The sequence below is a fragment of the Flavihumibacter solisilvae genome (assembly GCF_000814475.1).
Taxonomy (GTDB): domain Bacteria; phylum Bacteroidota; class Bacteroidia; order Chitinophagales; family Chitinophagaceae; genus Flavihumibacter; species Flavihumibacter solisilvae.
Window position 1 is genome coordinate 86,269 of record NZ_JSVC01000015.1, and the last position, 12,964, is coordinate 99,232.

General features: G+C 44.9%; 6 protein-coding genes. 4 read left to right on the forward strand and 2 right to left on the reverse strand.

Annotated elements, in window-relative coordinates; all coding sequences use genetic code 11:
• Positions 1–30: 30 nt before the first annotated feature.
• Both OI18_RS13275 and OI18_RS13280 read right to left on the reverse strand, forming a co-directional pair.
• Positions 31–2,700, reverse strand: coding sequence for an ROK family protein (locus OI18_RS13275; RefSeq protein WP_039140495.1), 2,670 nt, complete (start codon positions 2,698–2,700; stop codon positions 31–33).
• A gap of 156 nt (positions 2,701–2,856) precedes the next feature.
• Entirely contained in the window at positions 2,857–3,588 is a 732-nt protein-coding gene (locus OI18_RS13280; RefSeq protein ID WP_039140497.1) for a GntR family transcriptional regulator, read from the reverse strand.
• A 152-nt stretch (positions 3,589–3,740) separates the two neighbouring features.
• On the opposite strand from OI18_RS13280, the gene OI18_RS13285 reads away from it, so the two are divergent.
• From OI18_RS13285 to OI18_RS13300, 4 genes are read left to right on the forward strand one after another with little or no spacing between them, the layout of a single operon-like run.
• A complete protein-coding gene (locus OI18_RS13285; protein ID WP_039140498.1) occupies positions 3,741–6,125 on the forward strand; it encodes a GH92 family glycosyl hydrolase in 2,385 nt (794 codons plus the stop codon).
• Between the two features lie 26 nt (positions 6,126–6,151).
• Positions 6,152–8,830 carry a glycoside hydrolase family 38 N-terminal domain-containing protein gene (locus tag OI18_RS13290; RefSeq protein WP_160290233.1) on the forward strand — a complete coding sequence of 893 codons (2,679 nt, stop codon included), beginning with the start codon at positions 6,152–6,154 and terminating at the stop codon, positions 8,828–8,830.
• Between the two features lie 32 nt (positions 8,831–8,862).
• A complete protein-coding gene (locus OI18_RS13295; RefSeq protein WP_039140502.1) occupies positions 8,863–11,652 on the forward strand; it encodes a GH92 family glycosyl hydrolase in 2,790 nt (929 codons plus the stop codon).
• Positions 11,653–11,657: 5 nt separating this feature from the next.
• Complete coding sequence (locus OI18_RS13300) at positions 11,658–12,953, forward strand: GH36-type glycosyl hydrolase domain-containing protein (RefSeq protein WP_240312772.1); 1,296 nt, start codon at positions 11,658–11,660, stop codon at positions 12,951–12,953.
• Positions 12,954–12,964 lie beyond the last annotated feature (11 nt).

Genomic DNA, 12,964 nt, shown 5'->3' on the forward strand with positions numbered 1-12,964 from the left:
ATTGAATAGTATTGGTTTGAACCGATCGGTTCAGCAATGTTCGTCTTTTACATGGGCCACTACTAAGAATGCAGTGCCACCTCCGTTGTTGATTACTTCATAATTTCCTGTAAAGGCAGGTACTACAAAGGTTTCGGCAAAGTGAAAGGTAGACGCATTTCCATTTGCTGTCACGGAGATGCTTTTCCCCTCAACAAGCATGCATATATGGCATTGATTATTGGTATCTATCTTAACGCTACCTGTGAATTCATAACGGTACACAGCGTAAAAATGCTCTTCATGCGTGGGGAGTTTGATTTTTTTACCGCCCTCAAATTCTGCCTCCGTTACCGGGTGCGATACCAGTTTCTCCGTTACATATTCCCCTTTCCTGTCAAAGTAAAGGTTTTTCATTCCATGATCAATATTGATTGGACGAGGCTGGTTATTCAGATCCAGGCGCATCCAGTCGTACATTTTAAATGTGAAAATGTATGGTGTGCTGCTGATTTCCAGTACGAGATTATTTTTTCCGGAAGCATGTATGGTACCGTTGGGGATGAGGAATAAATCATGTTTGTTCGCAGGTAGTTTCTGAACATATTTTTCTACATCCATCTCAATGCCTTTTTCCTGTGCCGCGATCAGTGCCGTTTCAAACTCCTCCTGGTCGAACGATTCCTGGAATCCAAGATATACTACAGCATCTGGTTTGCAGTCGAGGATATAATATGTTTCGTCCTGCGTGAAATTCTCGCCGAAATGCTCTTTTATATAAGCCGGCCTGGGATGGCACTGAACGGAAAGGTTGCCACCGTCAAACGTATCAAGAAAATCAAACCGGATTGGAAAATCTGTTCCGAATCTTTTAGCGGCTTTTCCTAATAATTTTTCTTTATCTGAATACAGCAGGAAATCAAAGGAGAATTCCAGCAGGTTATTTTGCCCTTCTATTATTACGCCGTTTTCAGGTGTAATCAACTCGAATGACCACGCATAATTTATCTCTTCCTGGTTGAGCTGGCGAAAGTGATTTTTCATCCAGTCACCACCCCAAACCCCCGGTTCAAACCATGGCCTTGCCCGGAAAGGTTGTTTTAGCATCTGGTTCAGGGTACTTCTGAATGCAGTTCCGGTCATCCAGGTTATTTCTTCAATTCGCTGTTCGTCAATGATGTAATCAAACGTTGCAAGCAGCTGTGCTTTATGTTTGTTCAGGACCGGCCAGTCAACAAAATAAAACCGTTTGTACATCTGCGTGCTTTCCGAAGAATCATTGGCTCCGAGGTTCAAAATGCTTCCAGCCCGCATGCGGAGTTGAATTTCATTTTTGGGAACATCGGCATATAGCAGCTTTCCTTGAATACCTGTTAAAGCAGCGCCCGTGCCGTAAATAATACAAATGTCTGCTGCCGGATCCGGATTGATCAGCTTCAGTTTCTGTTCGTCAAAAAAATCCCGCAGGTTGCCTGCGTATTTTGTTCCGAATACCGGGTCATCCCCATTTATGCTTTCAGCAATCATTGCCTGTATTTCATCAGCTGATTTCAGGCATGTGTTTATATTGTACCAGAATACTATTTTGTCATAGCGGCTTAGTTCAGCATGCAGTTTTTCCCTGAAAGTCTCCCATATTACACCGCCATATCCATCTACGACAATTAATTTTTCACCTGCGAGTTCCGCCGCCAGGGTATCAAAGCCTTTATACACTTTTTCCCCGGATGAAAATGACGGATAAATATCATACGCGCCGGTCTCATTCGTGGTTACTGTCGTAGTTAAAATTTCCTGCGAAGATTTTCTCATTATCTTGTTGCTTGTTGAATGTGTCTCTTTGCCAGCCACTATGGCCGCACCAGTTATAATGCAATCCTCCGTGTTTTCACAGATGGAAATATTTATTTTATCTACCAGGGTACCCAGTTCCAGTTTTAATGATGGCCCAAACTGGGAAAATGCTTTGGCGATATTCCCACCAATAACGAGCTCATCGCATTGGAACTTTTCCAGCCAGGGCTGAAGGAATCTCCCGAGATTTTCTCCCAACTGCTCCATTACCCCACGCGCATCTGTCGATGCGGATTCAACCAGCTCCTTTACAGAAGAAACCTGGTTTCCTGTGCGTTGTGCATAAGCATTCAGTATCCAGCGGGTCGAAAAATAGTCGTCGGCCTTGGCATCCAGGAAATCCTGGTCATAAAATGCGCCGGATGCCGGAAGGTTGGGATGTATATCTAGTAATTCTGCATCCTTCATGAAAGCAGACCCGAATCCCGTTCCCAGGGTAATAAAGACGGTACGTTTGCTTTTAAGGCGTAGTATGCTGTATGCGCCAGTAGCAAAACAAGACGCATCATTGGAGAATTTAAAAATTGTTTGACGTAGGCCTGTAAAATCTTCTACTGTCTGCCGGATATGGAGGCCGAAAGTCTGCTCGAATTTCCCGCCAACATTGCGTACGGCGCTTATGCCATTTTCGTAATCAAAAGGACCTGGAAAGGCAATGCCCACTGCCTCGGGTTCCCAACCACCAGCTGTAAGTTCTTTAATACAATTGCCCAGGGCGGTTGCGATATTGCCGGCGCTGTCCTGGGAGTTGAGCAATAGCCTTTTTTTTGAAGAAAGCTGCCAGTCTCCACCGGTATTGCTGAGAACAGCCGCTGAGATATGGCTACCGCCTATGTCAATTCCTATCCTCTTACTGTTGGTCGACATCAACTGTTCTTTTTAGCGATAATTTACTGGCAGAAATAAACAAGTTATATGTTTATATGTTCAAACATATAATTAAAATAGTTTTTCGCCAAAAATATCCCGTTAAAACAGGTATATGTGCCGGATGTCAGGTAGGAAGGAGAGATGCAGAACGGCTTATTTTTCTCTCCTGCTTTCAATAGTATAGACAAAGCTGTCAGCCCTGTAGAAACCCAGGTTATATTCTATCGGGCGCTCAGCCTGGTCAAAAACAAACCTTTTCCTGATCAGGACAGGGCTTCCGAGGTCGAGATCTAATTTGTCCGCCAGGAATTTGTCGGCAGGTTTTGCACTGATTTCTTCTTTGGACAGATCTGCCACAACCTGGTAGTCTTTTTCCAGGATTTCATATAATGGTCTGCTGAAATCTTCTTCCCCTGTCAGCCCGATCCGCGGGTGGAATATGGAAACAAAATATACAAAAGGCCCTTCTGGCCGTCCCCTTAATCTTTCCAGCTTCAACACCTTCTTGTTTCCCCGGATCTCGAAAAAATTCGCTACGGTCTCTTCAGGTTTAACCCAGCTAATACTTAGTTCAAAATTTTTGATGGGTATACCCCGTACCGCCATTTCCTGGGAAAAGCTCAGCCAGCTCAATGCTTTCGAGCTTACAACGTTATTAACCTTGGTGCCGAAACCCTTTTTCCGTACCAGCAGACCTTCATAGACAAGCTTATTGATCGCCTGTCTCAGGGTTCCCCTGGATATATTAAGTTTTTTCGCTAGTTCTATTTCATTAGGCAGATGCTTGCCTTTCACATACTGGGGCTGCTTGATGATCTTTCTTAGGAGTTCCTCTGTCTGGATGTGCAGTGGGATCGGACTCTTATGGTCTATTGCAAAGGTCATACGCATTTATAAAGGCACAATATTAGTTTTTTTTGAGGCAGTAAACCGGACCGGGAAAAAAAAGTAGGATTATTTACACTTTGTAAGTATATATGTATATACATTTGGACAAGAACCTTTCCTGATTTGTTCATTTGCCAATTGTGTAAAAAATGATCAAGATTGCCAAGCTGTATTTTTTATGCTATCTGGTGCTAACCACGGGCACATTCGCACAGGTAGCTAAAAAAGAATTCAATCCATCGGCATGGGTCGATCCCCAGATCGGCTCCGTTCATGGCAGGTGGTTTTTTTATACCCCGGCCTCTCTGCCATTTGGGATGGCAAAACTTGCACCTCACACCAATGCCTTCGGGAGCAGGGGAGGCTGGCAGCCCTGCGGTTATGATGACCGGCATTCTTCCATTGAAGGATTCGGTCATTTCCACGAATTCCAGATCGGAGGACTGGTGGTTATGCCTACTACCGGTTCATTGCAAACTGTTCCGGGGTCACTTGAAAATCCGGATTCCGGGTACCGCTCCCGTTTCGATAAAGCAACAGAACACGCTGAGCCCGGATACTATACCGTTTACCTGAAAGACTACAAGATCAAGGCAGAAATTACTGCAACAGAGAGAGTAGGCTATCACCGTTATACTTTTCCGCAGTCCACGGCATCCCGGATCATTTTCGATGTTGGTCATCGCCAGGGAGAAAGCAGCGATGTAACTGAAGCTTATATCCGCTTATCAGGTCCTAAAGAACTGGAAGGTTCCATAGAAACTTACCCCGAATATCTGAAGTTTTGTGATGCCGGAAAAAGGGTGAGAATGTATTTTGTTATCCGGTTGAACAAAGCCCCCAGGTCTTTTGGAACGTTTATTGACTCTGTAGCTTCGCCTGGTCAGAAATCCACTCATGGAACTGGAAACGGGATGTTTTTGAACTTTTCTACTGTTAAGGATGAAGTCGTTGAAATGCAGGTGGGCCTTTCCTATACCAGCACGGAAAATGCAAGAAAAAATCTGGAGGCGGAAACCGGGTTACAAAGCTTTGATGCTGTAAGGCACGCCGCTCGGAATAAATGGAATGAAAAGCTGGGCAGAATTATCGTAGAAGGAAAGGACAGTGTTGACAAGGTGAAATTTTATACAGGTCTTTATCATGCACTCCTGGGAAGAGGTTTGGCTAGTGATGTAAACGGCCAGTACCCGAAGAATGACGGAAGCATCGGCCAGATACAGCTGGGCAAAAACGGGAAACCCAAATACAATCATTACAACACCGATGGAATCTGGGGTGCCTTCTGGAATCTTGGTCAGCTGTGGGCATTGGTTTACCCTGAATTTCAAAGCGAGTATATTCAAACGAACCTCGACTTTGCGCAGGAAACCGGCTGGATGCACGATGGTGTGGCAGCAGGAGCACATTCGAACGGAGTTCTTACCAATTTCTTCGGACTCATGATCGCTGCAACTTATAATTGCGGCATCAGGGATTTCGATATCAGCAGGGCATATGAAACTGCTTACAAAAATGAAACAGGGTACATCAATCGTCCATTTGGTTCCGGTAAGTATGACCTGCATTATTTTGTAAACCAGGGCTACATCCCGGCAAAGGATACTACCTTATCCAACGGATGGGTGTTTAACTTCGGTGCCTCACACACGCTTGAATTCTGTTTCAGTTCATACGCCGTTTCACAATTTGCCAAAGCCCTTGGGAAGAAGGATGATTATAAACTCCTTATCGGGCTGGCTAGTGGCTGGAAAAATCTTTTTGACCAGGAAACGAAATTTATCCGCCCAAGATATGAGAATGGAAAATTCATCGACAGTTTTAATGCTATGCAGGCATGGAGGGGATTCCAGGAAGGGAACGCATTTCAATATACCTGGTACGTGCCTCAGGATGTTGCAGGTTTAATAGCTGCGCTGGGAAAAGACACTTTTAATGCACGCCTTGAGAATACCTTTAACGAAAGCAGGAAATCAACCTTTGGCGGAGGTAAGGAGGTCAATAGTTTTTCCGGACTTGAAAAGTTATATAATCACGGCAACCAGCCCTGTCTCCATCATTCCTGGTTGTTTAATTATTCTGGGAAACCCTGGCTCAGCCAGAAATGGACTCGTGCCATCTGTGATGAGTTTTATGGTGCAACTCCTTTGCATGGTTATGGCTATGGACAGGATGAAGATCAGGGGCAGTTGGGCGCCTGGTTTGTAATGGCTGCTCTCGGATTGTTTGATGTGCAGGGCCATGCCGGCATGAATCCTACTTTCCAGTTTGGTAGTCCAATTTTCGATAGGGTGACGATAAAACTTAGCGGGAAATATTATCCGGGTAAAACGCTTGTTATAGAAACGAGGAACAACTCGAAACAACACCCATATATCCAATCGGCATCGTTTAATAATATGAAATTGGACAATTGCTGGATCGAGCGGACGAAACTAACAGACGGTGGAGTATTATCGTTTGATATGGGGCCCGATCCTAATACGGCATTCGGAATCCAGACCCCACCGCCTTCGATGAGTACAAACCAATAATGGCTGACTTCAAAATCCAGATGAAAATGGCACGAGTAAATAGAGTATTGCTTCTTTTTGTGTTTTCAGTCTCGTTTTTGATGGTGCATGCCCAAAAGGATGAAAGCCGTTCCAATTCAAAAGTAACCGACATCTGGGTAGTGTTTAAAACCCACTTCGACCTGGGATTTACAGATCTGCCGGAAAATGTATTTAAACGTTACCGGGAAGAAATGATGGACAATGCATTGACGGTGATTGAAAACAGCGAAACGCTTCCAAAAGAGAAACGGTTTGCATGGACTGTTTCCGGTTGGCCTTTACAGGCCCAGATCCTTGGCCCGCTGCAGACACCTGAAAGAAAGGCAAGAATTGAAAAGGCAATCAGGTCCGGAACGCTCGTAGTACATGGCCTTCCATTTACAACTCATACTGAATCGCTGGACTATGAAGATCTCGTTCGGGGATTGGGATATTCTTCTGCGGTCGCAAGAAAATACGGACTTCCATTACCAATCAGTGCCAAGATGACGGATGTGCCCAGTCATTCATGGGTTATGCCCACCTTGCTGAATCATGCCGGCATCCGGTTTTTGCAGTTAGGTTGCAATCCGGCGAGTCAATATCCCAGGTTTCCGGAACTGTTCTGGTGGGAAGGAGCCGATGGTTCAAAAATATTATGCAATTACACTGCGTTGTATGGTTCTGATATCAGGCCGACTGCAGGCTGGCCCTGTAAAAATTACCTCGCTATGCAAATGACTGGCGACAATCATGGTCCGCCCTCAGCAAAGGAAATTGATAACCTGCTTGACTTTGCTGGGAAGGAACTGCCAGGGGTTAAGATACACTTCGGTACGCTTGATGATTTTGCAAAAGCCATTTTAGCAGAAGAACCTCAATTACCTGTTGTTAAGGGTGATTGTCCGGATACCTGGATCCAGGGACTACAATCAAATCCAAAGGAAACCAAGATTGCAAGAAATATCCGTCCACTGGAATCGGCACTGGATGGCTTGAACACCCAGATGAGATCCTGGGGTATCCCGGTTTCGCCTGTGTCTGCAAAGCTGGCAAAAGCGTACGAGCAAAGTCTTTTATATGGTGAACATACCTGGGGTATGAACGCTGAATATGGGCCCCGTTACAGCTATGAAAACGCATGGAAGCAATGGATGGATGAAGCGGCATCAGAACCTCTTCCGGAAAAGGGAAATTATGCCGCATTGAAAAACAGCAATGCCCATAATACAGCCATTGGGAGCAAAAATAAATGGCTTCGTTCCTATGACGACAAACGCCGGTACATTCTAACAACAAATGATATTATAACTAAAGAACTCAATACAAACCTTAACCTGCTTGCGACCTCAGTTGAAAAGAAAGGTAAGCGTATAGTTGTTTATAACCCATTGCCCTGGGTAAGATCGGGCATAATTGAAAATCCATGGGAGAAAGGAAATTATTTTTATGCTCGTAATGTGGCAGCATCCGGGTACAGTAGTTATTCCAGTGATGAATTGAATGAAGACGCTGTTACAAGTGATGAGAAATCCACTTTCAACACAAGTTTTTTCGAAGTGGTTTTTGATTTGAGAAAAGGCGGAATAACATCATTGATTGAACGATCAACTGGCCGTGAACTGGTCGATTTGTCTTCGAAGTATATTGTCGGTCAGTTTTTGCACGAGCGTTTCAGTTCAAATGAAGTGGACAAATGGTTTAATCAATACAGCCGGATAAAAGACGGTTGGGGTTTGAATGATCTCGGAAAACCCGGAATGCCGAATGCCGTAAATGTTCCTTACGTAGCATTTACGCCAGATGCCTGGAAAATTAATGTTGTGCATTCAGCAGTTGCTGATGTTGCATTACTGACAGCCTTGTCGACAGGTGGTTACGCCCGCGGATATACGCTGAAATTTACTTTTCCCAGGCACGCGGCTTATGTAGATGTAGAATGGTCCGTAGATTCTAAAACTGCTGATAAGCAGGCCGAAGGAGGGTGGCTTTGCTTCCCTTTTAAAGTGGAAAAGCCAAAGTTTACAGTTGGCCGCCTGGGTGGTGATATCGACCCGGCGACAGATATTGTACCTGGTACAAACCGACACCTGATGGCGACGACAACCGGAGTGTCAATCACCCAGGCCGATCATTCAGGTGTTGCAATCGTTTCCACAGATGCGCCATTGGTGAGTCTGGGAGAGCCGGGACTTTGGAAATATTCGATGGATTATATTCCCACAACACCAGCGGTGTTTGTTAACCTGTATAACAATATGTGGAATACCAATTTTCCGTTGTGGCAGGATGGTTCATGGAGTGAAAAAGTACGTCTCTGGCCGGTTGATCAACAGTCACAGGAAGTTGCAAACCTGGCAAAATATGGATGGGAAGCCCGTCTGCCATTGCTGACTGGCATTGCGGACGGCCTACCTGGAGATTTGCCGGCAAACACAAGTGGAATATCAGTTTCCGGGTCTGTCGTTTTGGTTACAGCATATGGGGAAAATCCTGATGGCGATGGTACTGTACTGCGGTTGTGGGAGCAGGCCGGCGTTTCAGGCACCTGTACCGTTAAGCTGGGTAACAGCTCCAAGGTAAAGTCAGTGCATCCAATTGATTTGCGTGGAAATAAAAAAGGTAAAAAAATCATTGTAAGGAATGGTGTATTTGATTTTTACCTGGGCAAATATAGTCCTGCTTCCTTCCTGCTGGTTTACTGAACTTAATAATATCTAAATTTAGTTGCGACATCATGCAAAAAAGAAAACTTCTGAAATCCGCTTTCGTTGTTCTGCTGCTGTGTTGCTGCTGTTTCGTGTATGCAGGTCCGGGAAGTATTGCCAATAAGGCCAGTGTAACTGCTTCATCTGAAACCGCCGGTAAAGGCAGCGCTGTGAATGTTACAGATGGCATTATCCGGACCGACGGTTTAGGCGAATGGGTAGCAAAAACTTCTGTGACCTTCTGGGGATATATTGATTATCCCTGGATCCAGTTGGATTGGCAAAAGCCACAGTCGATCAATAAAATTATTCTCTATGACCGTGTCGCTGAATCATCTCATAATGCCGGGGGTACACTGATTTTCAGCAATGGAACAAGGATTCCCGTTTTTGAAATTCCCAATAACGGTGCTCCCAGGGTAGTTTATTTTCCCGATCAACTCATTACCTGGGTGCGTTTTGAAACAACCGATGCAAATGGAAGCAATATTGGTTTATCTGAGCTGGAAGTATTTCCATCACCCACGCAGTTTGCTGATCCGGTTTCGTGGGTAGATCCGTATATTGAATCGGCACGTGGGCGGTATTTTTATTTTGTAACAGGAAGTCAGCCTTTCGGGATGATCAGCGCCGCTCCTTTAACCCGCAACAAGAACCAGTACGGCGGTGGATACAATTATAATTCAACAGAAGTACTGGGCTTTCCACAAGTACATTGCTGGATGCTTGCAGGTATTACCCTTATGCCGACAACAGGCCCGGTAAATCCCAGTAACGGAGAACAGGGATGGAAATCGAAATTTTCACATGATGCTGAAATTGTACAACCCGGTTATCACCGCATGTATCTTGATGATTACAATTTGTGGGTTGAACAAACTGCCGGCGATCGGGTAAGCTTTTACCGCTTTACCTATACCAAAGAGGCAATTACCGATATTTTGGTGAACCTCGGCGGATATGTGTCTACCGCGACCATGACAGATGCGAGGGTGGAAAAAGTGACTAATACCCGGATCGAAGGCTCCGTAAACACAACGGGCCGTTTGTGGGGTGGTCCCGAAAATGTGCGCATTTATTTTGCCATTGAGTTTGAAAAGCCATTCGAAAAGCTGAACGGATGGGATAGCAAACAGGTATTGGCAGATGTGAAATCCTTGATCGGAACCGCCGAAAAAACGGCAAAGAACAGCGGTGCTATGAGTTATTATGATGCGCCTACTACCGGTGTATCTGCTCAATACCATGTAAAAGCGGGCGAAACAGTGCAGGTAAAAGTTGCCGTTTCTTATACGAATGTTGAAAATGCCAGGCTTAACCTGCAATCTGAAAGCAATCACTGGAATTTTGACCAGCTTCGTGAAGCATCTCAGCAGGAATGGAATGAAATGCTTGGCCGCATTGACGTAAAAGGAGGAAGTGCCGACCAGAAGAAGAAATTTTATACCGATCTCTGGCATGTTCTATTGGGGCGCCATAAACTGGATGACGTATCGGGCGATTATCCCGATAATACTGAAGGGGAAAGACGCGGATCTTTCACACTCAACAAGTTTAAGCTCCGGACCTTACCCAAAGACCGGAACGGTAAGGTTAAGTTTCACATGTATAATTCTGACGCTTTCTGGTTGACTCAATGGAACCTGAATGTGCTTTGGGGCCTGGCGTGGCCCGAAGTACTTGATGATTTTGCAGCATCCCTGATTCAATATGCGGAAAACGGTAAGTTGCTACCGCGAGGTCCGTGCGGTGGCGGGTATTCATATATCATGACGGGTTGCCCTGCCACCAACCTTATTACATGTGCCTACCAGAAAGATCTTCTCACAAAGAAACCTGTTTTAACTGCTTACGAAGTAATGAAGCAGAACCATGCGCCTGGTGGCATGATGGGCGCAAAAGACGAAATGGAGTTTTATATCAAAAACGGGTATTATCCTTCCAATGCTGGCATCACGGTTGAAATTGCTTTCCAGGATTGGGCTTTGGCACAGATGGCCCAGCGGTTGGGAATGAAAAAAGATGCGGCTTATTTTATGCAACGTTCGCAAGGCTGGACCAAACTGTTTGATCCGGAACAAAAATTGATTTTTCCGAAAACAAAAGAAGGGGCCTGGCTGCATAAAAACCCACTGGATGGTCATGGCTGGGTAGAAGCAAATGCCTGGCAGGCTACATGGTCCGTTTCGCATGGCATCAATCAACTGGCAAGCATGATGGGAGGCACAGACACTCTTTGTAAGATGCTGAATTATGCTTTTGAGAAAGCCAAAGACCAGGATTTTGTGTTCGGTTATAGTTCAGGTTATGTTAGCTATGCCAATCAGCCGGGCTGTTCAAATGCGCATGTATTTAGTTATGCAGGTCGTCCTGATCTCACGCAATACTGGGTAAGAAGAGTAAATGAACAGGCATATGGTGCCGTAACTCCGGACAAAGGTTATGGCGGCCATGATGAAGACCAGGGACAGATGGGAGGAGTAAGTGCCTTAACTTCTATCGGGCTCTTCAGCCTGGATGGAAATACTTCCATTGATCCAAATTATGACATCACCAGCCCGGTCTTTGATGAAATTGTGATCAGGCTCAATAATGACTACTATCCTGGTAAACAGTTTGTGATAAAAACTTACAACAACTCGAAAGCGAATTGTTACATACAACGGGCTTCTTTAAATGGCAAAGAACATAACCAGTTTTTCTTTTCCCATTCTGATTTCAGGAAAGGAGGGGTACTGGAGTTGTGGATGGGTGCTGAACCCGGGGCATCCTGGGGAAAAGCGTTGTCCAAGAAAATGAATAAACTGACCAAAAAATAGAATATATGAAAATGAAGCGGTGTGCGTTAACGTTTCTGTACCTGGTGCCGGCCTTTATTGCTGTCGCACAAACGGGTCAATCAGGTAACCAGGTTCTTGGCGAAAGGATTAAAAGTAATCAATACTTCAGCTATGTAAAATCCAAAGCGCTGGAAGTAATGAAGACAGGGTTTAATGCAGGAGACGGGTACAGGGAAGTATGGATCAGGGATTACAATACTTTTATAGAGCTGGCAGCAGAAGTATATTCAAAAGAAGTTTTGAAGGAAAATCTGCTGGTGTTTTTCAGAATGCAGGGCGATGATGGTAACATCATTGACGGATTTACTCCCGCGGAAAAAATTGGCAAAGGCGAAACGGATTTTTCTTATTCAAAACTTGAGCCTCGCTATGCCGGGCATAAGAATACTGTCGAAACCGACCAGGAAACTTCGCTGGTGCAGGCTGTTTACAAATACATTCAACTTACCGGCGATAAATCAATTTTATCTGAAAAGGTTGGTGATAAAACGGTAAGTCAAAGGCTTGACTGGGCCATGAAGTTTCTGATGGATCACCGGTATAATAAGCAGTACGGACTAATCATCGGCGCTACCACTGCCGACTGGGGCGATGTGCAACCTGAACATGGATGGGGTGTTGACCTGGATAACAATACACATCCGGCAATAGATATTTACGACAATGCCATGTTGATTGTGGCGTTGAATAACCTGATGGAAATCGATCCTTCTTCAAAGAAGCAATGGGCTGAAATAAAGGAACGACTCGCGAAGAATTGCATGAAGTATCTGTGGGATAAAAAAGAACAGAAGTTCATTCCGCACATTTACCTGAAAGGTTCTCCCTTCCCGGCTGATTTTGATGAGAATAAAATCTACTATTTCGGCGGCACAACAGTAGCCATCGAAGCCGGGCTGTTAAGCCGTCAGGAAATTAAGGCATCCCTGGAAGAAATGAAGAAGAGAGTAAAGCAGGCTGGTGCGGCTTCCATTGGACTTACCCTCTATCCTCCTTACCCCGATGGGTACTTCGCCAATAAGATTATGAATCCGGTTTACAGTTATCAGAACGGAGGGGACTGGACATGGTTTGGGGCCAGGATGATTCAGCAGTTAGTCAAATATGGTTTTACTGAAGATGCTTATGAGCAAATCCAACCCATGGTTAAACGGGTGAAGGATAACAGTGGTTTTTATGAATGGTATTCGGTTGACAACAAGCCCCGTGGATCCGGTACTTTCAGGGGGGAAGCCGGTGTGTTGTATACTGCTATCAGGATGATGGAAAACTTGAAATAAAAATAATTTAT